General features: G+C 68.3%; 22 protein-coding genes. 11 read left to right on the forward strand and 11 right to left on the reverse strand.

Annotation, left to right across the window (positions count from 1 at the left end; translation table 11 throughout):
- The first annotated feature begins 100 nt into the window (after nucleotides 1-100).
- Both ACFQ9R_RS12100 and ACFQ9R_RS12105 read left to right on the forward strand, forming a co-directional pair.
- Nucleotides 101-1,258: a hypothetical protein gene (locus ACFQ9R_RS12100; protein WP_378990487.1), complete on the forward strand. Its 1,158-nt coding sequence runs from the start codon at nucleotides 101-103 to the stop codon at nucleotides 1,256-1,258.
- Between the two features lie 74 nt (nucleotides 1,259-1,332).
- A complete protein-coding gene (locus ACFQ9R_RS12105) occupies nucleotides 1,333-1,914 on the forward strand; it encodes a Uma2 family endonuclease (protein ID WP_378990488.1) in 582 nt (193 codons plus the stop codon).
- A 48-nt stretch (nucleotides 1,915-1,962) separates the two neighbouring features.
- Here the strand turns inward: ACFQ9R_RS12105 and ACFQ9R_RS12110 are convergent, their stop codons facing one another.
- The 5 genes from ACFQ9R_RS12110 to pdxH all read right to left on the reverse strand — a co-directional run bounded on the left by ACFQ9R_RS12110 (nucleotide 1,963) and on the right by pdxH (nucleotide 6,862).
- Nucleotides 1,963-2,589, reverse strand: a complete 627-nt coding sequence (locus tag ACFQ9R_RS12110; RefSeq protein WP_378656463.1) for a hypothetical protein — start codon at nucleotides 2,587-2,589, stop codon at nucleotides 1,963-1,965.
- A gap of 221 nt (nucleotides 2,590-2,810) precedes the next feature.
- On the reverse strand, nucleotides 2,811-3,170 hold the full coding sequence (locus ACFQ9R_RS12115) for an FKBP-type peptidyl-prolyl cis-trans isomerase (protein ID WP_378990490.1): 360 nt from the start codon (nucleotides 3,168-3,170) through the stop codon (nucleotides 2,811-2,813).
- 63 nt (nucleotides 3,171-3,233) lie between these two features.
- Entirely contained in the window at nucleotides 3,234-4,547 is a 1,314-nt protein-coding gene (locus tag ACFQ9R_RS12120; RefSeq protein WP_101464504.1) for a citrate synthase, read from the reverse strand.
- A gap of 258 nt (nucleotides 4,548-4,805) precedes the next feature.
- Nucleotides 4,806-6,089 carry an MFS transporter gene (locus ACFQ9R_RS12125; protein WP_378990491.1) on the reverse strand — a complete coding sequence of 428 codons (1,284 nt, stop codon included), beginning with the start codon at nucleotides 6,087-6,089 and terminating at the stop codon, nucleotides 4,806-4,808.
- A gap of 68 nt (nucleotides 6,090-6,157) precedes the next feature.
- Nucleotides 6,158-6,862, reverse strand: coding sequence for a pyridoxamine 5'-phosphate oxidase (gene pdxH / locus ACFQ9R_RS12130; protein ID WP_378990492.1), 705 nt, complete (start codon nucleotides 6,860-6,862; stop codon nucleotides 6,158-6,160).
- 76 nt (nucleotides 6,863-6,938) lie between these two features.
- On the opposite strand from pdxH, the gene ACFQ9R_RS12135 reads away from it, so the two are divergent.
- Together ACFQ9R_RS12135 and ACFQ9R_RS12140 are read left to right on the forward strand one after the other, a co-directional pair.
- Entirely contained in the window at nucleotides 6,939-8,063 is a 1,125-nt protein-coding gene (locus ACFQ9R_RS12135; protein ID WP_378990493.1) for a citrate synthase 2, read from the forward strand.
- Between the two features lie 296 nt (nucleotides 8,064-8,359).
- Nucleotides 8,360-9,091, forward strand: coding sequence for a polysaccharide deacetylase family protein (locus ACFQ9R_RS12140; protein WP_378990495.1), 732 nt, complete (start codon nucleotides 8,360-8,362; stop codon nucleotides 9,089-9,091).
- Nucleotides 9,092-9,128: 37 nt separating this feature from the next.
- On the opposite strand, the gene ACFQ9R_RS12145 is transcribed toward ACFQ9R_RS12140, so the two are convergent.
- Together ACFQ9R_RS12145 and ACFQ9R_RS12150 are read right to left on the reverse strand one after the other, a co-directional pair.
- On the reverse strand, nucleotides 9,129-9,767 hold the full coding sequence (locus tag ACFQ9R_RS12145; RefSeq protein WP_378990496.1) for a hypothetical protein: 639 nt from the start codon (nucleotides 9,765-9,767) through the stop codon (nucleotides 9,129-9,131).
- Nucleotides 9,768-9,834: 67 nt separating this feature from the next.
- Entirely contained in the window at nucleotides 9,835-10,506 is a 672-nt protein-coding gene (locus tag ACFQ9R_RS12150) for a TetR/AcrR family transcriptional regulator (RefSeq protein ID WP_378990497.1), read from the reverse strand.
- Between the two features lie 81 nt (nucleotides 10,507-10,587).
- Between ACFQ9R_RS12150 and ACFQ9R_RS12155 the strand changes: the two genes are divergently transcribed.
- The 4 genes from ACFQ9R_RS12155 (at nucleotide 10,588) to ACFQ9R_RS12170 (ending at nucleotide 15,184) form a co-directional block, all read left to right on the forward strand.
- On the forward strand, nucleotides 10,588-11,712 hold the full coding sequence (locus ACFQ9R_RS12155; RefSeq protein WP_378990498.1) for an FAD-dependent oxidoreductase: 1,125 nt from the start codon (nucleotides 10,588-10,590) through the stop codon (nucleotides 11,710-11,712).
- A 97-nt stretch (nucleotides 11,713-11,809) separates the two neighbouring features.
- Nucleotides 11,810-12,931 carry a phosphoserine transaminase gene (gene serC / locus ACFQ9R_RS12160; RefSeq protein WP_378990499.1) on the forward strand — a complete coding sequence of 374 codons (1,122 nt, stop codon included), beginning with the start codon at nucleotides 11,810-11,812 and terminating at the stop codon, nucleotides 12,929-12,931.
- A 312-nt stretch (nucleotides 12,932-13,243) separates the two neighbouring features.
- Nucleotides 13,244-14,257, forward strand: coding sequence for a septation protein SepH (gene sepH, locus ACFQ9R_RS12165; RefSeq protein WP_378990500.1), 1,014 nt, complete (start codon nucleotides 13,244-13,246; stop codon nucleotides 14,255-14,257).
- Nucleotides 14,258-14,452: 195 nt separating this feature from the next.
- Nucleotides 14,453-15,184: a DUF6928 family protein gene (locus ACFQ9R_RS12170; protein ID WP_378990501.1), complete on the forward strand. Its 732-nt coding sequence runs from the start codon at nucleotides 14,453-14,455 to the stop codon at nucleotides 15,182-15,184.
- A gap of 3 nt (nucleotides 15,185-15,187) precedes the next feature.
- On the opposite strand, the gene ACFQ9R_RS12175 is transcribed toward ACFQ9R_RS12170, so the two are convergent.
- Nucleotides 15,188-15,487, reverse strand: a complete 300-nt coding sequence (locus tag ACFQ9R_RS12175; RefSeq protein WP_378990502.1) for a DUF2537 domain-containing protein — start codon at nucleotides 15,485-15,487, stop codon at nucleotides 15,188-15,190.
- The gene (locus tag ACFQ9R_RS12180; RefSeq protein WP_378990503.1) at nucleotides 15,484-16,287 is read right to left on the reverse strand and encodes a TrmH family RNA methyltransferase; all 804 of its coding nucleotides are present in this window, start codon (nucleotides 16,285-16,287) and stop codon (nucleotides 15,484-15,486) included. The genes ACFQ9R_RS12175 and ACFQ9R_RS12180 overlap by 4 nt, the downstream gene beginning before the upstream one ends.
- A 25-nt stretch (nucleotides 16,288-16,312) precedes the next feature.
- Between ACFQ9R_RS12180 and ACFQ9R_RS12185 the strand changes: the two genes are divergently transcribed.
- Nucleotides 16,313-16,714 (forward strand): YccF domain-containing protein, encoded by a 402-nt coding sequence (locus ACFQ9R_RS12185; RefSeq protein ID WP_378631982.1) that lies wholly within the window; start codon nucleotides 16,313-16,315, stop codon nucleotides 16,712-16,714.
- On the opposite strand, the gene ACFQ9R_RS12190 is transcribed toward ACFQ9R_RS12185, so the two are convergent.
- A complete protein-coding gene (locus ACFQ9R_RS12190) occupies nucleotides 16,715-17,146 on the reverse strand; it encodes a MarR family winged helix-turn-helix transcriptional regulator (protein WP_378990790.1) in 432 nt (143 codons plus the stop codon).
- A 68-nt stretch (nucleotides 17,147-17,214) separates the two neighbouring features.
- Between ACFQ9R_RS12190 and ACFQ9R_RS12195 the strand changes: the two genes are divergently transcribed.
- A complete protein-coding gene (locus ACFQ9R_RS12195) occupies nucleotides 17,215-17,475 on the forward strand; it encodes a DUF2530 domain-containing protein (RefSeq protein ID WP_378990504.1) in 261 nt (86 codons plus the stop codon).
- On the opposite strand, the gene ACFQ9R_RS12200 is transcribed toward ACFQ9R_RS12195, so the two are convergent.
- Nucleotides 17,472-19,496 carry a neutral/alkaline non-lysosomal ceramidase N-terminal domain-containing protein gene (locus ACFQ9R_RS12200; protein WP_378990506.1) on the reverse strand — a complete coding sequence of 675 codons (2,025 nt, stop codon included), beginning with the start codon at nucleotides 19,494-19,496 and terminating at the stop codon, nucleotides 17,472-17,474. The two genes, ACFQ9R_RS12195 and ACFQ9R_RS12200, sit on opposite strands and share 4 nt — an antisense overlap.
- On the opposite strand from ACFQ9R_RS12200, the gene ACFQ9R_RS12205 reads away from it, so the two are divergent.
- Nucleotides 19,477-20,241, forward strand: a complete 765-nt coding sequence (locus tag ACFQ9R_RS12205) for a TetR/AcrR family transcriptional regulator (protein ID WP_378990507.1) — start codon at nucleotides 19,477-19,479, stop codon at nucleotides 20,239-20,241. The two genes, ACFQ9R_RS12200 and ACFQ9R_RS12205, sit on opposite strands and share 20 nt — an antisense overlap.
- Nucleotide 20,242 lies beyond the last annotated feature (1 nt).

Genomic DNA, 20,242 nt, shown 5'->3' on the forward strand with positions numbered 1-20,242 from the left:
TTGACCGGCATACCGACAGCTACCCTCGAACAGCCCTTCCTCAACGAACTCTCAGACATCTCCCACGTCCGGCACCGAACTCCGGGATACCGTCGCCGATGTGATCGACAAACGCGCTCGCCTGCTCTGCTTCACCACTGCCCTCGCGCTGGCGGGCGGTGCTGTCGCCTGTTCCGGCAAGGATGCCGCACCGACCGGGATCGCGCTCGTCAACGCTGATTCCGGGCCGACCGGCGAGCGTGTGGCCAAGGCGGTGCAGGATGCGGGTGGCTATGAGTGGACTGTCGCGAAGCCCGGTGAGATCGACGCGGGCGACTACGCCGCCGTGATCACCCTGCCCGCCGACCTCACCGCGTCGATGGCCACCCTCGCCACCCCGGAACCCAAGCGCGCCAGGGTGACCGTCGCCACCCACGACGGCGCCGACACGAACACGGTGAACGGCGCGGTCGATGTGGTGACGCACCGGATCGGCGCGTCCGGCGTCGACGCGGCGCTGGCCGCGGTCTCGCAGGCACGCAACCAGATGACCTCGGTCCAGTTCACCGCCCAGCTGCTCAGCGCGGGCGTGAACGCCGCCGCCGACGGTGCGAGCCAGTTCAGTGGCGGTGCGGAGCAGATGCTCGGGTTCCTCGACTTTGCGAAAGAGGGTGCGGGCCAACTCACTTCGGCGATCGAGCTGCTGAACCAGACCGTCGACGGCGCGGCGAAGCAGGCGAACCAGCTGGCCGATGCCCTCGGCGCCACCGGCGTCACCATCGCCGGCGTCCAATCCAGCGCGGCCGCCATGGGCTCCGGCCTCGACCAGATCCTGCCCCTGCTCAAAGCCCTCCCCTTCGCGGGCGACCCGCAGCTCGCCGACATCATCACCAAACTCGAAGCGCTACGCGGCGTATCGACCCAGGCAGGCACCCAACTCGACGGCCTCAGCGAATTGACCGGCGCCGCAGTAGATCCCAACACCGACCTCGGCACCCTCCTGCGCACCGTCGTGGCCCGCCTCAACAGCGCCCGCGACCAGCTCACCCAGGGCGCCGAACTCGCCAAGGGCCTGCCCACCCTCGCCGAGCAGGGCGGCGCCCAACTCCTCTCGGCCGTCGAACAACTCACCGGCGGCGTCGGCGCCCTGCAGAACATCGTCGGCAACCTCAACACCCAAACCGGCAAGGCCCTCGAGGCCCTCCCCCCACGAGGCCAGTCCCAGCAATCCGCCCTCGCCCTCGCCCTCACCGACCCCGTCGAAGTCGTCCGGGAGTGACCCCACCACCAACCGCCTTCGGTAGTCGTCGACGAACAGTGTCGAGGCGGCAACACGGTCGGTAAGCTCGGCCCATGACGATCCAGGCCGTGGACTCGCTACCCCATCAGATGACGGAAGAGCAGTACCGTCAGCTCCCCGAGGACGTCTCCAGGGAGATCGAGGTAGTGCACGGGCACGTCATCCTCTGCGAATCACCGTCACCTGAGCACAACCGCATCGCCCGACGCCTCGCAGGCGCCATGGAAGACCTGCCGAGCACCGAACCGTGCATCCGCGCCGAGACCGACATCGACGTGGTGCTCTGGCGGGTTCTGAAGTTCACCTTCCGCCGTCCCGATGTCACGGTATACCGATGCCTGCAACAGCCGGGAGACAAGCCGGAGGCAGGCGACGCACTGATCGTGGTCGAGGTGTCGTCGCCGTCGACAGCGGCCGAGGACTTGCTCGACAAGAAGGCGCAGTACGCGCGAGTCGGTATTCCGCTCTACCTCGTCGTCATGCTCGACCCGAAATTCGCGATAGCGGAGGTGCTCGAGTTCCGGCTCGACGCGCACGCCCGCGAGTATCGGCTCCACCAGATCCACCGCGACGGGTTACTCCGGCTCGAACACGTGATCGTCGGGGACATCGCCTTCGCCGAGCTCACTCGCTGAACCAACGCGGCCCGGTCGGTTTCGACCGGGCCGCAGGGGTTTTCAGGGTCAGGGCAGGACCTGCGGGATGATGTGCGGTGCGGCCACGCCGACCACGGCGCCGATCAACGCGCCGATCAACGCGTTCGGGAGACCTACCAGGCCGACGCACGGCAGGTAGAGGATCATCGTGGTGATCATCGGGATGCACACGACGGCGGCGACGAGCGCGCCGATGCCTGCGCCGATGGCGGCGGCGTTCTGGACCGGGTCGGGGAATTGCGCGGTGGGGGTGGTCGCGATGGTCTTCAGTTCGTCGCTCGCCTCCGCGGTGGGCCGCGGTGTCACCGTCATGCTTCGCCCGTCGGCCGCGATCTCGGTCGCCAGGGCGATCACATTGCCGCTGACCGTGGTGAACGAGGTGGGGACCTCCCCGATCGGATCGCCGGTCGCGGACTCGACGATGACCCGGGCCCGGTCGGGTGCGAGCAGGAACCGGCCCTCCTCCACCGAGGCGGCTACGGTGCGCAGGTCCGGTGCGACCGTGGTGCGGTAGCCCTGCCCCGCACTCGACAATCCCGCCGCGTACTGCGTCTGCTGGTCGACCTCCGCAGACGCGACCCCGGCCACGCTCACCGCCACGGCGATGGGCAGCGCCACGGCCAGCGCACGGCGAACAACCTTGTGTTGGAACATGATCGAGAATCTCCCTCCCGAAACTCCCGAAGAACCCGGCCCCGGGCGAATCGAACAAGTCACTGTCATGGACAACGCATTGGAAACGAATCACACGGGAGCCGTTGGGCTCCGTCATACGCGGGGCACATTACCCCGCGGCTCGCGAGGCGGGTGCCTTACCCCTGAAACAGCAACGGCCCGTGCCTCCCTGAGGAGGCACGGGCCGAAATGCGGTGAGATCAGTTCGCGTTGAGCAGGTCGATCACGAAGACCAGCGTCTTGCCGGAGAGCGCGTGGCCCGCGCCCGCGGCACCGTAGGCGAGGTCCGGCGGGATCACCAGCTGACGACGGCCGCCGACCTTCATGCCGGGGATGCCGTCCTGCCAGCCCTGGATCAGGCCGCGCAGCGGGAAGGTGAGGGACTCGCCGCGATCCCAGGAGGAGTCGAACTGCTCACCGTTGTCGAACTCGACGCCGACGTAGTGCACCTCGACGGTGCCACCGGCCACCGCTTCTTTGCCTTCGCCCTCGATGAGGTCGGTAATGACGAGCTCGGTGGGCGCGGGGCCCTCCTGGAATTCGATCTCCGGCTTGGTCATGCGGGCTATCCCCTTCGATAGATTGCTGTACCCAACAAAGTTGCCGACAACGGCGGATCGAAACTAGCGGTTGTCGATCGCGCGGTAGTCGCGTTCACCGTAACCGGTGTAGATCTGGCGCGGGCGGCCGATCTTCAGCGGCTCGGAGTGCATCTCACGCCAGTGCGCGATCCAGCCGGGCAGCCGGCCCATCGCGAACAGCACGGTGAACATGCGGGTCGGGAAGCCCATGGCCCGGTAGATGACGCCGGTGTAGAAGTCGACGTTCGGGTACAGACGACGCGACACGAAGTAGTCGTCGGTGAGGGCGGCCTCTTCGAGCTGCTTGGCGATGTCGAGCAGCTGGTCGTCGCCGCCGATCTTCGACAGGATCTTGTCGGCGGCCTGCTTGACCAGCGTCGCGCGCGGGTCGTAGTTGCGGTAGACGCGGTGCCCGAAGCCCATGAGCTTCACGCCGTCTTCCTTGTTCTTGACCTTGCGGATGAATTCCTTGACGTCGCCGCCGTTGGCCTTGATCTCGTCGAGCATCTCGAGCACGGCCTGGTTGGCGCCGCCGTGCAGCGGGCCCCAGAGCGCGTTGATGCCACCGGACACCGAGGTGAACAGGTTGGCGTCGGAGGAGCCGACGAGGCGCACGGTCGAGGTGGAGCAGTTCTGCTCGTGGTCGGCGTGCAGGATCAGCAGCATGTCGAGCGCGGCGGCGACCTCGGGGTCGACCTCGTAGGGCTCGGCCGGGAAACCGAAGGTCATCCGCAGGAAGTTCTCGACCAGCGACAGCGAGTTGTCGGGGTAGAGGAACGGCTGACCGACCGACTTCTTGTACGAGTACGCCGCGATGGTCGGCAGCTTCGCCAGCAGGCGGATGGTCGACAGCTCGACCTGCTCGGGATCGCGCGGGTCCAGCGAGTCCTGGTAGTACGCCGACAGCGCGTTCACCGCGGACGACAGCACCGGCATCGGGTGCGCGTTGCGCGGGAAGCCGTCGAAGAACCGCTTCAGGTCCTCGTGCAGCAGGGTGTGGCGACGGATGCGATCGGTGAAGTCGTCGAGCTGGGCCTGGGTCGGCAGCTCGCCGTAGATGAGCAGGTAGCTGACCTCGATGAAGGTCGAGCGGCCCGCCAGCTGGTCGATCGGGTAGCCGCGGTAGCGCAGGATGCCCGCTTCACCGTCGATGTAGGTGATGGCCGACTTGGTCGACGCGGTGTTCATGAAACCGGGGTCATAGGTGACGTAACCGGTGCTGGCCAGCAGCTTGCCCAAGTCGAGCCCGTCGTTACCCTCCGCGGCCTTGGTGACCGAGATCGGGAACTCGCCACCGGGGTACTGGAGTACCGCCTTGGCGTCTTCGGTGACGTTGGTGATGTTCTCAGCGGGCACGGAAGGATCCCTCTCAGGCTAGAACCGTAGGCACCGGTGCGGTCGGCACAGGTGCGCTTGCGCTAACGCTAGCTGTTGTTCGGTCAGGACGAGCAATCAGGGTTGTCCTGTCCTGTTCTCACACCGGTCACGTGCGGCGGTGAGGTCGGCGCAGGGCCGGGGACCTGCGCCGATCCCGTTTTCCACACCATCAGCGCGGCGGTGCCCGACGATTGCCGAGCACACGGATCCGGTTCCCGAATCCCCTTGCCGCGCAAGTCAATTCACAGCCACGGCGGAGTGCGCACGAGTGACCCGGTAGCGCACGAAGGCGGGGAAGGCCAGCGCGGCGAGCACCACGCCGATCACCACCAGTACGCCGCCACCGGCAGCCGCTACAGCAGTACCCATGCTCGCCGCGGCGAAACCGTGGGCAACGTCACCGATCCGCGGCCCACCTGCGACGACCACGATGAACACGCCCTGCAACCGTCCCCGCATCTCGTCGGTGGACACATTGAGCAACATGGCCGTGCGGAACGCCGCCGAGACCATGTCGACCGCGCCGCCGAACGCCAGGAAGGCCACCGCGATCCACAGCCACACGCCCAGTCCGAACCAGTGCCCGGCCAACCCCACCGCGAGCCCGAAGCCGACCATCGCCACACCCCACAGCGCGATGCACACGATCACCGCCAGCCCCTGCCTGCGCACCCGCGGTATCCACCCGGAGAACACGCCGCCGATCACCGATCCCGCCGCGATGGCCGCGAACAACAGGCCCAGCGCCACCCCGCCTTCGGCCGGATCGTGGAACGTCTCGTGCGCGATCTGCGGGAACAGCGCGCGCGGCATGCCGAACACCATGGCGATGATGTCGACGACGAACGACGCGAGCAGGATGCGCTGACCCGCGAGATAGCGGAATCCGTCGAGTACGGCGCGCAGCCCGGCCCGGCGCTGCTCGCCAGTCGGCGGGAAGGCGGGCAGCCGCCACACCGCCCACAGCGTCGCGAGCAGGGCGATCGAGTCGATCAGATACAGCATCGGCAACCCGATCACGGGGATCAGGACACCGGCCAGCACCGGTCCCGCGATCATGCCGACGTTCTGCACCGTCATGCTCAGCGAACTGGCCGAGGCCATCAGCTCCGGCGGCAGCAACCGGGCGATCAGGGCGCTACGAGTGGGCTGATTGACCGCGAAGAACGCCTGCTGGGTGGCGAACAGCCCGAGGACGAGCCACACATTGTTCACCCCGAGCGCGGCCTGCACCCAGAACGCGACCGCGGTCAGGCCCGTGCCCGCCGTGGTGATGACGAGCAGGGTGCGCCGGTCCATCACATCGGCGAGCGCGCCGCCCCAGAGCCCGAACACCACCAGCGGAACCAGTCCGAACAAACCGGCCAGCCCGACGTAGCCGGAACTGCCGGTGATCTGGAAGATCTGCTGCGGTACCGCGACCACCGAGAGCTGAGCGCCGATGACGGTGACGATATTGGTCGTCCACAGTCTGCGATAGTCGCGATTACGCAGGGGTTCGGTGTCGGCGAGCAGCTTCACTCAGCGCAGATTAGCCACTGCGGCCCGGTCATCCCATGTTTAGGCGCAGTGACATAGGCCACCGCGCGTTACGGCTGCAAACGTTGGACCGTTGTGGTGTTCCCGTCGATCCGCAGCACGATGCGGTTGTGCAGCCTGCCGCGCCGACCCTGCCAGAACTCCACCTCGTCGGGTCGCAGCAGGTAACCGCCCCAGAACGGGGGCACGGGAATGTCGTCGACATCGGCGAAACGGGCCGTCGTCTCGGCCAGCACGCGATCGAGTTCGGCCCGCGTGGCCACCGGCTGCGACTGCTGCGAAGCCCACGCGCCCAGCCGCGACTCCCGCGGCCGCGCCGCCCAGTACGCCGCGGTCACCGCGGCGGACACCCGCTCGGTCACGCCGCGCACGTGCACCTGCCTGGCGAGCGCGGGCCAGACGAAACTCGCCGCCGCGTACGGGTCGGCGGCGAGCTGGGCGCCCTTGGCCGAGTCGTAGTTCGTATAGAAGGTGACGCCCTCGGGCGAGAGTCCTTTGCACAGGACCGTGCGCGCCACCGGTCGCGGGGCGGGGCCGGTGAGCGAGACCGTGGCCAGCACCATCGCGTTGGGTTCGGCGACTCCGGCGCCGCGCGCCTGCTCGATCCAGCTGCGCAGCAACGGTTCCCAGCCACCGGCCACCCAGGTCTCGTCGAGATCGGGTTCGGTGGCAGCGACGATCAGGGGATTGCCGTAGTCGACACGCATCGCGGCGAGGTCGGGCGCGGTGGTCGCGGCGGGGTCCAGGTCACGCATAGGGGCGAGATTACTCCGCGGTATGTCCGGGTCTAGGGTTCAGAAATATCGGCATGCCCCTGCAAGGAGAGTCACCATGACTACCAGCTCGGTACCACAGGATTTCGTCAGCGGATTGGAAGGCGTGGTGGCCTTCACCACCGACATCGCCGAGCCGGACAAGGACGGTGGCGCCCTGCGATATCGCGGCGTCGACATCCAGGATCTGGTCACCGATCAGGTGACGTTCGGCGACGTGTGGGCCCTGCTGGTCGACGGTGAGTTCGGTCGCGGCCTGCCGCCCGCCGAGCCCTTCCCGCTGCCGGTACACACCGGTGACGTGCGCGTCGACGTGCAGGCCGGCCTCGCGATGCTCGCCCCGATCTGGGGCTACGAGCCGCTGCTCGACATCGACGACGAGACCGCCCGCGAGAACCTCGCCCGCGCCTCGGTGATGGCGCTGTCGTATGTGGCGCAGTCCGCCCGCGGCATCTACCAGCCCGCCGTTCCGCAGCGCAAGATCGACGAGTGCGACACCGTCACCGAGCGGTTCATGACCCGCTGGAAGGGTGACCCGGACCCGCGCCACACCGAGGCCATCGACGCTTACTGGGTGTCCGCGGCCGAGCACGGCATGAACGCTTCCACTTTCACCGCCCGCGTCATCGCCTCCACCGGCGCCGATGTGGCGGCGTCGCTGTCCGGCGCGATCGGCGCCATGTCCGGCCCGCTGCACGGCGGCGCCCCGGCGCGCGTGCTGCCGATGATCGAGGCCGTCGAGCAATCCGGTGACGCCCGGGCGCTGGTCAAGGGCATCCTGGACCGCAAAGAGAAGCTGATGGGCTTCGGCCACCGCGTGTACCGCGCCGAGGACCCGCGCGCCCGCGTGCTCCGCGCCACCGCCCAGCGCCTCGACGCCCCCCGCTTCGAGGTGGCCGCCGCGCTGGAGCAGGCCGCACTGGCCGAGCTGCGCGAGCGTCGCCCGGATCGCGCCATCGAGACCAATGTCGAGTTCTGGGCCGCGGTCATCCTCGACTTCGCCGAGGTTCCGGCGCACATGATGCCCGCGATGTTCACCTGTGGCCGGACCGCCGGTTGGTGTGCCCACATCCTCGAGCAGAAGCAGCTGGGCAAGCTGGTCCGCCCCGCCGCGATCTACACCGGGCCCGGCCCGCGCACCCCGGACGAGGTTCCGGGCTGGTCCACCATCTCGCAGCACTGAGTCGTCGAACCGGGCGCCGCGATCTCGGCGCCCGGTTCATTCTCAGCTATTTGCGGTGTCTAATGATTCACCTGCTAGAACGTGTTCGACGAGCACCGCGACAGGTTCGGCGATAACATCCCAGCGAACATGTTCGTGAGGGGTGGATCGTGCACAGCAATGGTTTGTCGCGGCGTCGGCTGTTCGGCGCCTGCGCTGCTCTCACCACCGCGGCTGCCACAGGATGCGCTGTCGCACAAGGCGATTCGACCGCGCCCGAGTCAACCGGTCGCACCGATGGGCTGTCTGTCGCACCGGTGAGCGCGCACCCGATCGCCACCCCGGAGGCGTTGCCGACCCCCTTTCCCGCCCAGGTGGCCGCCCGGCACGCGGGCGCCGTCCCGCATCAGTGGGGCGTCGATCTGCCCGGCATCACCAGCGGCTTCCCCGCGGGCGGCAAGCGGTTCGCGCTCACGTTCGACGCGTGCGGCGGTCCCGGCAACAGTGACCTCGACCAGGCCCTGATCGACCTGCTGATCGCCGAACAGATCCCGGCCACCCTGTTCCTCAACAAACGCTGGGTCGACGCCGATCCGGCTCGGGTCCAGCGACTGGCGGCGAATCCGCTGTTCGAACTGGCCAATCACGGTGGCGCGCACAAGCCGCTCTCGGTGTCGGGCCGGTCCGCCTACAAGGTTGCGGGCACCGCCTCCGCCGAGGAGGCCGCGTACGAGGTCTGGGACAACCACCAGCGGATCATCGAGCTCACCGGCCGCGCGCCGCGGTTCTTTCGCGCGGGCACCGCGCACTACGACGAGGTGGCGGTCGCGATCGTGAACGAATTGGGCGAGACCCCACTGGGTTTCACCGTCAATGCCGACTTCGGGGCAACCGCATCGGCGGCACAGGTGCAGCGGGCGATGAGCGCGGCCACTCCCGGCGGTATCGCGCTCGCGCATCTGCACCGTCCCCGATCGGGGACCGCGGCCGGAATGGCCGCGGCGCTACCGGCCCTGCGCGCAGCGGGTTTCACGTTCGTCCACTTGTAGCGGACGCCGCCCGCGCAGCGTCACGCGGCCGGCGCGCTCAGCGCGTCAACGCCGCGAAATCGATCGCGACAGAGGCCCCTCGGTCGACGGTGAAGAACGCCGCCTCCAAGCGCGTTCCGAGTTCGATCTGGCCGACCGCCGCGAGCGGCACCGGCTGAATCAACCGCACCCGCCACGGCAACGGCTCGTCCCAGGCCCGCATCTCGAGATCGAGCCGGAGCACCGGATCGTCGCGTCCGGTGTAATCCGCCGCGATGGGCGCCACCGCGAGCACGATGGCCTCCGCTCGCCGCCCATTGGCCAGAATCTTGGCCGCGGCCTTGCGCCCCGACTCCGGCGCCTCTGGCACGAACAGCACCACTCGCTCCCGGTCCCCCGGGTCCACCCGGCAGCCGACCACGTCGCCGGTCTGCATCCACTCCAGGTCCTGGCTACGCACCCGCTGCCGGACCCGCGCGTCGTAGGCCAGCTCCCCCGGCACCGACACCCGCACGCTGAACCGATAGCCACCCTCCCCCCGGCGCGTCCGTATCGACAGCACGCTCGCCATCGCGGGCAGCCCCCTGATCAGTAGTTCCCGCCGCGCTCCCTCGGACAGCAACCCCGGCCGCCGGCCGAAGGCCCACACACACCGGTCGAGCAGGGTCCGACCCGAGTCGGCCACAACGAGGCTCATGGCAGAAGGGTAATGCGAACGCCCTTCGCACAAGGGCAAATTCCTCGCACTCACCGCATCCACGCGGTCAGCCGAGGGCGGCGATCCCGGCGAGAACGAAGTCGATTCCGGCGAGGAATTGTTCGCGGTCGTCGTGCTCGCGCAGCTGCTCGGCGATCTGATGGGCGAACGGGAATTCCGCCGGGTCGTGCTGTGTCCAGCGGGCGGCGACGGACCGCAGGAACGCCGAGCGGTCGCCCTCGTGCACAGCGAGTCGAGCGTTCGCCGCGTTCTGCCCGGCGACGCCGAGGATGTAGTTCACCAGCGCCGACGCGGCAGTGAACAGCGACGGTTCGGGGACGCCGAGTATCCGCAACTGCGCGCCGACGCGCTCGTAGATCTGCACCATCGCCAGCTGCCACGGCTCCTGGACGAGCTGGGCGCCCACCCACGGATGGGCGTCGATCGCGTCGAACATCCCGAGCGCGACGGCACGGATCGCGGTGAAGGGCTCCGCGCTGTCGTCCGAGCTCGCCAGGACCCGGGCGATGACGCCGCCGGACGCGGCGGCGAGCAGATCGCTCTTGTTCTCGACATGCCAGTAGATCGCCCCGCTGCCGGTCTCCAGACGCGAAGCCAGTGCACGGAACGTGAGCGCGCGCTCGCCACCGGCGTCGAGGATCTCGATCGCGGCGTCCACGATCCGCTGCTTCGACAGCGCGTCGCTGCGTCGGGTGGCCCGTGGGGGACGTGTCGCCATGCACACCATCTTGACACTTCTGGAACATCGTTCCAAACTAGGTTGATGGAACGCCGTTCCAGAATCGGAAAGGAAATCGCTATGACGACACCGGTCACGATCATCGGCGCCGGCCTCGGCGGCCTCACGCTCGCCAGAGTCCTCCACGTCCACGGCATCGCCGCGACGGTCTACGAGGCCGAGCCGTCGGCGGGCGCTCGCACCCAGGGCGGCCAGCTCGACATCCACGAACACGACGGCCAATTCGCACTCGCCGCGGCGGGCCTCACCGCCGAGTTCCGCGCGATCATCCACGAGGGCGGCGCGGCCTCCCGGATCCTCGACCGCCACGGGGAGCTGCTCCTCGACGAGCCCGACGACGGCGGCACCGGACGGCCCGAAGTCCTGCGCGGCGATCTGCGACGCGTCCTGCTCGACAGCCTGCCCGCGGGCACGGTCGAGTGGGGCCGGAAACTGACCGAAGTCGCCGCTCTCGGCGACGGCCACCACGAGCTGACGTTCGCCGACGGTTCGATCGTGCGCACCGAGCTGCTCGTCGGCGCCGACGGCGTCTGGTCCAGGATCCGCCCGCTGCTCTCGACGGCGCGACCCGAATACGCGGGCGCCGTCTTCGTCGAGACCTACCTCTACGACGTGGACAACCGGCACCCGGCGGCGGCAGCGGTGGTCGGCGACGGTGGCATGTTCGCGCTCGCACCGGGCAACGGCATCTCCGCGCACCGCGAGGCGGGCGATGTCATCCACACCTACGCCGAACTCGCCCGCCCCGCCGACTGGCTCGACGGCATCGACTTCACCGACCCCACCGCCGCGCTCGCTCGGGTAGCGGACGAATTCGACGGATGGGCGCCCGAGCTCACCGCACTGATCACCGACGGCGACACCCCGCCGGTCGCGCGCACGATCAACACGCTCCCCACCGGCCACCGCTGGGACCGTGTGCCCGGCGTGACCCTGCTCGGCGATGCCGCGCACCTGGCGCCACCCGCGGGCGAGGGCGCCAATCTCGCCATGTTCGACGGTGCCGAACTCGCCGCGGCGCTCGCCGCGCACCCCGGCGACCGGGAAGCGGCACTCACCGCCTACGAAGCGGCCCTGTTCCCCCGCAGCGCGAGGGCGGCCTCGGACGCGCACCGCATCCTCGACCTGTGCATCGGCGACAGCGCGCCGTTCGGGCTGGTCGACTTCATGACCGGCGTGTCCTGAGGATCCCCCGGCGAACACGAGTGGGCCGTCTCACAGCCGGTTCCCGACCCCGCCCCCGTGCGCGTACGGGCTTCGGCCGACCACTAAACTCGCCCCCATGACCAGTGCGTTCCCGACCATTCCCGCCGACCTCAAGCCCGCCGACGGACGGTTCGGCTGCGGCCCGTCCAAGGTCCGCCCGGAGCAGCTGCAGTCCCTGGTGACTGTCGGCGCCTCGGTGTTCGGTACCTCGCACCGCCAGAAGCCGGTCAAGGACGTCGTCGCGCGCGTGCGCAACGGCCTGCGCGAGCTGTTCTCCCTGCCCGACGGCTACGAGGTCGTGCTCGGCAACGGTGGCACCACCGCGTTCTGGGATGCCGCCGCCTTCGGCCTGATCCGCGAGCGTTCGCTGCACCTGACCAACGGCGAGTTCTCCTCGAAGTTCGCCTCGGTGGCCAAGGGCAACCCCTTCATCGGCGACCCGATCGTCGTCAAGGCCGAGCCGGGCAGCGCGCCCGAGCCCGTGTCCGACCCCTCGGTCGACCTCATCGGCTGGGCCCACAACGAGACCTCCACCGGTGTGTCCATCCCCGTGTCGCGTCCGGTCGGTTCGGAGAACGCCCTCATCGCCATCGACGCCACCTCGGGCGCGGGCGGTCTGCCGGTGAACATCGCCGACTCCGACGTGTACTACTTCGCCCCGCAGAAGTGCTTCGCCGCCGACGGTGGCCTGTGGATCGCGATCATGAGCCCGGCCGCGCTGGCCCGCGTCGCCGAGATCAAGGAATCGGGTCGCTGGACCCCGGAGTTCCTGTCGCTGCCGATCGCGGTCGACAACTCCTCCAAGGACCAGACCTACAACACTCCGGCGCTGGCGACCCTGCTGCTGTTCGCCGACCAGATCGAGTGGATGAACGCCAACGGCGGCCTCGACTGGACCGTGAAGCGCACCCTGGATTCGTCCTCGCGGCTGTACTCGTGGGCCGAGTCGAGCTCCTTCGCCACCCCGTACGTGTCGAACCCGGCGCACCGCTCGCAGGTCGTGGGCACCATCGACTTCGACGACGCGATCGACGCGGCCCAGGTGGCCAAGATCCTGCGCGCCAACGGCATCGTCGACACCGAGCCCTACCGCAAGCTGGGCCGTAACCAGCTGCGCGTCGGCATGTTCCCGGCGATCGACCCGGAAGATGTTTCGCAGCTGACCCGTTCGATCGACTGGGTCGTGGGTCAGCTCTGAGATAAGACCGCGATAGGGCCGGTGCCCGGTGAACCCATTCGGTTCGCCGCGCACCGGCCCTTCTTGTTCGGACTGCACACATTCGCAATATTCGCCGAGTTTCGACAGATCTCGGTATCGATATTTGATGTTGATCTATCACCAAAACCCCTGCACACAAGCTGAATTCGGGTGGTGAGCCGCTCAGATTAGCCCCCTGGGCACGGCTGGTGCGCGATTTAAGTCGTGCGTGTCTGCTGCGGCGGCCAAGTAATGTGCACTACTGTCTAGGAAAGTGGGCGGTGTCGTAGCCGACGCGATAGGGAGGTAACGGTGCGTGAACTTCGAGTGATCGGGGTGACGCCCGACTCCACGCACATCGTGTGCAGCGACACCGAGTCCGGTACCAAGTTCCGGTTGCCCGCCGACGACAAGCTCCGCGCGGCGGCGCGCGGCGACCTCGCACGATTCGGCCAGATCGAGATCGAAACGGAGGCGACTATGCGTCCTCGCGATATCCAGGCCCGTATTCGCGCTGGAGCGTCCGTCGAGCAGGTCACGGCAGAGTCCGGCATGCCGGAATCCAAAGTCGAACGATTCGCCTACCCCGTCTTGCTCGAGCGTGCGCGCGCCGCCGAATTGGCGCAAAAGGCGCACCCGGTGCGTCCCGACGGCCCCTCGGTGGAAACGCTGCACGAGATCGTCACGGCGGCCTTCGCCGAGCGCGGCCACACCATCGAACAGGCTGAGTGGGATGCCTGGAAAGACGAGAAGGGTTTCTGGGTCGCCCAATTGCAGTGGCGCCACGGTCACTCCGAGATCGCCGCGCACTGGCGCTACCAGCCCGACGCGCACGGCGGCTCGGTGTCGCCGCTCGACGACCCGGCCAACGACCTGATCGATCCCGACTTCGGCCGCGCGCTGCGTGGGCTGGCGACGATCCTGCCCACGCCGGTTCCCGCCGCCTCGCCGGTGCTCGAACCGCCGACCCCGGTGGAGCCGCGTCCGCGCGAGCAGATCGCCGCGCCCGCGGCGCGTCCGCAGAGCCGGCCCGCACCGAACGTGGACGAGTACTACGAGCAGCGTCAGGTCGCCGCAGGCGGTGGCACGGCGGCGATTCCGGCCGCACCCATCCCCGCCGCACCGATCCCCGCCGCGCCCAAGCCCGCCGCCCCGAAGCCCGCTGTTCCCGCCACGCCGAGCCAGCCCGCGGCGCAAGCGGACAAGCCCGCCGAGGAACCGGTAGCCGAGAAGCCCGCACCGAAGCCCGCGCGCACCAAGCGCGGCAAGGCGCCCATGCCGTCCTGGGAAGACGTTCTGCTCGGCGTCCGTAGCTCCGGCAACTGAAAGCTTGCGGACGGTCACGGGCCCGGTCGCCATATCTCGCAAGAACATGGGTAACTCGCCGGGAACGAACTGACGTACCACGTCCGCCAACCGTCAGCCGCCGACGCCATCGAGCCACCCACCTGAGTCTGGCTTGAATACACGGAGAGGCGGGAAGCGAGGCGGGACAGCGAGGCGGGACAGGGAGGCGGGACAGTGGCTTCTACGCTCTGGTATGTCGATACGCCTGATCCGGTGGCGGTGCTGACCGGAACTATCGAGTCCGATCCTGTCGCGGCGGCGGCGTTGGCCGGGCAGTTGTACGGCGACCACGACGTTCGGCCGCACATGGTCGGGACGCTCGCCGGGTGCGCCGCACCGGATCGGGACGAGGTCTATATCGGGTGCTATCCCGGATTGACCGTGGTGTGTACGGCCGAGGCCGCGCTGGTCCATCCGACGAAGCTGCCCGATCTGCTGGTGCGCCCGCTCGCTTCCGAGCACACCTACCTGGTGTCCTACGACACGACACTGCACTGGGGCGCGTTCGCGCATTGGGAACGTGGCGAATTCCGGCGGTCGTTCAGTTCCACGCGGGTGGACATTCTCGAGAACGAAGGACTCCCGATGGTGTGGGAGCGCACCTTCTGGGCGGGAGAGCATCCGGTGCCGTGGCGGGGTTCGGACCATCCCGAACCCCAGTCGCTGCCGTTCGATCCACCGGATTTCGCCGATGCCGCCAATGACGAATGGCTCGGTTTCCGCTACCTGACCCCGGCCGCTTCCGGCCGACTCACCCCCGGCGACCTGCCGGTCTGCGGTTTCACGCTGTATCCGAAAGGCCAGGCACCGGAGCAGAAGCGCGTGCCGGTCGGTCGTCCCGGGGCGGCGACGCGGCGCAAGCGCGGGCTCTTCGGGTGGTTGCGCGGTGCCGATCGGGTGCTGTGAGCGTCAGCTGAGCTGGTAGACGATCACGGCGATCCAGCCGAGCACCACCGCCGCGGCCGCACCGGCCAGCACCCACCGCACCACCGGCGTGAACCGCCACCGCCACGCGGTCGGCGCCACCCCGATCGCCGCCACCACGTTCACCCCGATCGCCAGCAGCGGATTGACCGCGGCCAGCGCGCAGCCGAAGGCGTAGACCGCGACCCCGCCGAGCAGCGCGACCAGCACGACCACGGTGCAGCCGGCCGCCCATGGCACCGAATCCGCTTGCGCCCGATACGGTCCCTCACATTCCTTGCTCATGACGTGCGCACTCGTTCGTAGAACGCCATCGCCGCCGCGGTCGCGACGTTGAGCGAATCGGTTCCGGGTGACATCGGGATGCGCGCGCGAACATCGGTGGCGCGCATGGCTTCTTCGGTCAGGCCGGGCCCTTCGGCGCCGAGCAGCAGCGCCACCTTCTCCCCCGTCATCGCCGTCGCCAGGTTCACCGCCGCGGGGTTCGGCGTCAACGCGATGATCTGGAAACCCTTGTCCCGCACGAGGTCCAGGCTCGCCGGCCACTGCGGCAGTTGCGCGAAGGGCACCCGGAGCACATGCCCCATCGACACCCGTACCGCCCGCCGATAGAGCGGATCGGCGCACCGGTCGCCGAACAGCACCGCGTCCGCGCCGAGCCCGGCGGCGTTGCGAAACATCGAACCCAGGTTCTCGTGGTCGTTGACGCCCTCCAGGACCGCCACCGTGCGGGCGCCGTCGAGCACCTCGTCGACGGTGAGCTCCGCCGGACGCGGCGCCACGGCGAGTACGCCGCGATTGAGATGGAAGCCGACCACCTCGGCCATCACCTCCGCGCTCGCGCGGTAGTACGGCAGATCGCGATCGGCCAGATCGCCTTCGAGGGTCTCGAAGCGCTTCCCGACGCCGAGCAGGGCGCTGGGCGCGAAACGCGAGTCGAGCATCCGCTGCACGACCACTACGCCCTCGGCGATGACCAGGCCTTTTCGGCCCGGCAGATCCGGCCTGCGGTCGGCATTGGACAGGTCACGGAAGTCGTCGACGCGCGGGTCGGTGGGGTCGTCGATATCGATCACTTCGGCCACCGGCTAATCCTGGCATGCTGGAAGCATGAAGATTGTCCAGTTGATCTTGAACGTGCTCTGGGTGGTGCTGTGCGGGTTCTGGATGGCACTGGGGTACCTGCTCGCGGCACTGATCTGTTTCATCCTGATCGTCACCATCCCGTTCGGGATCGCCTCGCTACGCCTGGCCGGGTACGTGCTGTGGCCGTTCGGCCGCACCGTCGTCGACAAACCCGGTGCGGGCGCGGGCTCGCTGATCGGCAACGTGATCTGGTTCGTCTTTGCGGGCTGGTGGCTGGCGCTGGGCCATGTGTTCACCAGCATCGCGCTGGCGGTGACGATCATCGGTCTGCCGTTCGCCTGGGCGAATCTCAAGCTGGTGCCGCTGTCGCTGTTCCCGCTCGGCCATGACGTGGTCTCGGCCGACGCGGCGCGGCAATCGAGCTGATCACTCCGATTCGGCGACGATCTGGTTCATGATGCCGACGGCTTCCCCGAGCACGGCGATCTGCTCGGGGCGCAGTCCGGCGAGCTGACCGGTCATCCACACCTCGCGGGCATTGGTCTCGTCGGCGATCAGCGCGCGACCGGCGGGCGAGAGCGAGACGATGATCTGCCTGCCGTCGGTCGGATGCGGGCGGCGCTGGACCAGGGCGAGGTCGGCGAGCGAGGCGATGACACGGGTCATCGACGGTGGTTGCACGCGTTCTTTGCCTGCCAGCGCGCCGGGCGTCATCGCGCCATCACGAGCCAGCGTCGCCAGAGCCGACAGCTGAGTAAGCGAGATCTGCGCGTCGGAACGGCGTCCGCGCAGGTGTCTCGTGAGCCGCACGACGGCCAGTGAAAGGTCACCGGCCAGGGCACGGACGTCCGATGGCATTGTCACAGTGCAGAACTCTACGGTAAATCCGGCTGTGCTGACGGGTTTCACACGGCTACTGTTTGGGTATGGACGCCGGACCTGTCAGTCCCGAGATACCGCAACTGCCCCGATTCCTGGTCGACCCACGCCCCGTGGTGCTGGGTGGCTTCGCCCTGTGGGTCATCGCGACCGCGGCCGTGTGGATGAACGCGAGCTGGGCCGATGCCCGCCCGGTGTGCCTGATGGGGCTCGTGGTGGGCGTGCTGGGGTCGTCGATCTTCCTGTTGCAGCGGCGTTCCGCGCGGCGCGGTGACAAGGGCGCCCAGGTGGGCCTCGACACCGACTAACTCACCGCGAATTCGTCGCTGGTCCCGATAACCGGGCGAAGCGTGCCGTCGGCGCCCAGCGCGTCGGCGTAGTGCACGAATCGGTGCACGCCGGGTTCGGCCGTCGCGGGGATATCCCAGGTGAAGCGGGCGATCGAGACCGAGGCGCCCGCTGTGCGCCAGTGGAAGCGGACGTCCCATTCACCTTCGTTGGCCACCCGATCCCAGCCCGTCGCGGTCTTTCGCTGCACGTGCAGGAAGGTGTCACCGCGGCGCGGATTGTGTTTCGGATGGGCCGAGACGAACTCGACAGCCGCCTGTTCGCCGCGTCGACAGGCTGCCGGCTGGATCAGGACGTCACCGAAACCACGGCCGGGCGGGGTCGCGTCGGGCCCTGGCGCGGCGGCGAAGTTCGGTTGCAGCGCGGAGACATCGCGCGGCGCCGGACCGCGCCCGACCTGCTGACCCGCGGCGAACGCCGCAGCCAGTCTGGTGAATTCCTGCACATACCCGCACAGCGTGTAGCGGCCGAACAGCGTCGAAGCGCCCTCGTACTGCTGCGAGTCGTATTCCTCGGGGGTGGTGACGTATTCGTGGTAGCTGTTCGAATAGCCCTGTAGCAGCACCTGTTCCAGCTCGACGCCGAGCGCTGCCGCCACCGCGCGGCGCACCCGCAGCCCGGCGACGATCGTGAATTCCGCGCCCGCGGCGGCCAGATACAGGTCACCGATGCGAATCAGCTGGATCGGCACCACATTCGGAACCCACGGTACGGGCGGCATCAGCCCGAGCGGGGCGAAGATCGCCTTGGGCGCCTGGGCGTCGGCGAGCCAGGCGGGGTGCGGGTGGTCGATGCCGCCGAGGAAGTCGACCATCGGATTGCGCACGCCTTCGGGGATCGGGCCGCCGGGCAGGCCGGGACCGTCCTCGACGCTGCCCGCCGCCAGCGAGACGCCCGCCGCGGCCGGGGAGGTGCGTCGCGGGGCGCCGTCGGGGGTGAAGCGGCCGTCGATCGTGAGCGCGGCGAGATCGATGTAGCAGAGCATCGAGGCGACCTCGGCCTGCTGTACGGCGGCCTGCGCCGCCGCCTCTTTCGCCGCGTGATGCTGGCGTTCGCCCAGGATCCTGGTGTTGTCGAACTCGTCGGTGGTCGGTCCGTTGCCGGGCGTGAGGCCGAGATTGGGCGACATGTCACCGGCATTGGTCTGCGCGAACGCGGCGAGGAAGCCGGCGCCGTCGAGGTGGCGGACGCCGTGCTCGAGGTGCTCGGCGGCGTAGCTCGCGTAGCCCTTGTTGTCGGAGCTGATCAGGCGGTTCGCGTTGGTCATCGAGGTGTTGTGGGTGGCGAACCAGCTGAGCGCGCCGACCTGACGACCTTGTCTGGCGAACACCAACGTGGTCACCGCGGGGTCGATCGCGTCGGGGAAGACCGCGCGATCGGCGGCCGGATTGCGCTCGAAGGCCACGCGCGAGCGGTTGACACTGGCGTCGTGGAGTTCTGCGCGCCCCAGGCTGATGGCGCCCGGGGCGAAGTCCGCGTCGGCCGCCACGATCGCCTCGACGATTCCGTCGACCTCGGCGTCGAAGACCTGCTGCTGAAATCCCAGCGTCGCCAGCGTGTAGGCGTAGTCGTGCGCGGAACCGCCACAACTGGCGTGGGTGTGCGTGGAGGTGAGAACGACATTCCGCTCGGAATACCGGTCACCGAAACGGCGGGCGAGCGCGAGCAGCACCGCGCCGTGCACCGAGGCGAACACCGCGCCGTTCTCCACCGCGACGAACGCGATCCGAAATCCGCGCGCACCGATGACGAACGCACGCGCGCGGGGGCGCAGATGAATTCCCGCGGTTGTCTGTTCGAGTTGGGAGTAGCCCATCATGCCGCATTCCGCGGCCGGGCCCGTGAGATCGGCGCTACCGAGCCCGAATTCGAATCCCTCGGGATTCGCGTGGGCGACCGGCATTCCCCTCTGCGAGATGACGGGCAGTGCCGTGGCACCCAGTGCCGAGACAGTGAGCATAGTGCGGCGGGACAGGGACATCGGGCGACTCCTTCGCAACTTCCATTTCGGAGACAACCACATCAACTGGTCAAATGTCCAGGATTTTCTGGCGGACCGGCGAATTGACTGTTCGTGGCGTGAGCGCTTAACTCGCACAGTGTCCTCCCGATTGAGCGTCGAAGAACGACGAGCCCACCTGATCGAGGCAGCGATCGGTCTCGCCGAGAAAAAGGGCGTGGCGGGCGTGACCACGCGCGATGTCGCCCAAGCGGCAGGCGTCTCGCTAGGTGTGGTGCATTACTGTTTCGAAAACAAGGACGCGCTGATGACCGAGCTGGTCAAAGCGCTCTCGATGGAATTGCGCGATTCCGTCGATGCCGATGAAACGGTATGGGAAGACGCAGGAACAGGAAAAGAAGCACTTCAGAAATTGGTGCGCCGCGGTTTGGAACTGATGTGGCGCAACATCGAAGCCACTCCCGAACGGCAGTTGCTGACCTACGAGACCACCACCTACGCGCTGCGCGAGGGCGAATCGACGCCGGCCAAGCTGGCGATCGCCCGCGAGCAGTACGGGTTCAACGACAGCACCGTCGCCGATGTGATCAACCATTGCAGCGAGGCGACCGAGACGCGATGGAACACCCCGGTGGCGACGCTGAGCCGGTTCATCCTCAATGTGATCGACGGGATCGTGCTGCGGTGGCTGGTCGATGACGACAGCGAGTCCGTGCAGGTTCAGCTCGATCTGCTCGCCGAGATGGTCGCCACGCACGCGGAATAGA

This window comes from Nocardia sp. NPDC056541 (genome assembly GCF_042794235.1).
Lineage (GTDB): Bacteria > Actinomycetota > Actinomycetes > Mycobacteriales > Mycobacteriaceae > Nocardia.

What these genes read in the sequence shown, in the direction of transcription:
- ACFQ9R_RS12105 (WP_378990488.1), top strand. Translation starts at nt 1,333, where the DNA reads ATGACGATCCAGGCCGTGGACTCGCTACCCCATCAGATGACGGAAGAG.
- ACFQ9R_RS12110 (WP_378656463.1), bottom strand. Translation starts at nt 2,589, where the DNA reads ATGTTCCAACACAAGGTTGTTCGCCGTGCGCTGGCCGTGGCGCTGCCC.
- ACFQ9R_RS12115 (WP_378990490.1), bottom strand. Translation starts at nt 3,170, where the DNA reads ATGACCAAGCCGGAGATCGAATTCCAGGAGGGCCCCGCGCCCACCGAG.
- pdxH (WP_378990492.1), bottom strand. Translation starts at nt 6,862, where the DNA reads ATGCGTGACCTGGACCCCGCCGCGACCACCGCGCCCGACCTCGCCGCG.
- ACFQ9R_RS12135 (WP_378990493.1), top strand. Translation starts at nt 6,939, where the DNA reads ATGACTACCAGCTCGGTACCACAGGATTTCGTCAGCGGATTGGAAGGC.
- ACFQ9R_RS12145 (WP_378990496.1), bottom strand. Translation starts at nt 9,767, where the DNA reads ATGAGCCTCGTTGTGGCCGACTCGGGTCGGACCCTGCTCGACCGGTGT.
- ACFQ9R_RS12150 (WP_378990497.1), bottom strand. Translation starts at nt 10,506, where the DNA reads ATGGCGACACGTCCCCCACGGGCCACCCGACGCAGCGACGCGCTGTCG.
- ACFQ9R_RS12155 (WP_378990498.1), top strand. Translation starts at nt 10,588, where the DNA reads ATGACGACACCGGTCACGATCATCGGCGCCGGCCTCGGCGGCCTCACG.
- serC (WP_378990499.1), top strand. Translation starts at nt 11,810, where the DNA reads ATGACCAGTGCGTTCCCGACCATTCCCGCCGACCTCAAGCCCGCCGAC.
- ACFQ9R_RS12175 (WP_378990502.1), bottom strand. Translation starts at nt 15,487, where the DNA reads ATGAGCAAGGAATGTGAGGGACCGTATCGGGCGCAAGCGGATTCGGTG.
- ACFQ9R_RS12185 (WP_378631982.1), top strand. Translation starts at nt 16,313, where the DNA reads ATGAAGATTGTCCAGTTGATCTTGAACGTGCTCTGGGTGGTGCTGTGC.
- ACFQ9R_RS12190 (WP_378990790.1), bottom strand. Translation starts at nt 17,146, where the DNA reads ATGCCATCGGACGTCCGTGCCCTGGCCGGTGACCTTTCACTGGCCGTC.
- ACFQ9R_RS12195 (WP_378990504.1), top strand. Translation starts at nt 17,215, where the DNA reads ATGGACGCCGGACCTGTCAGTCCCGAGATACCGCAACTGCCCCGATTC.
- ACFQ9R_RS12200 (WP_378990506.1), bottom strand. Translation starts at nt 19,496, where the DNA reads ATGTCCCTGTCCCGCCGCACTATGCTCACTGTCTCGGCACTGGGTGCC.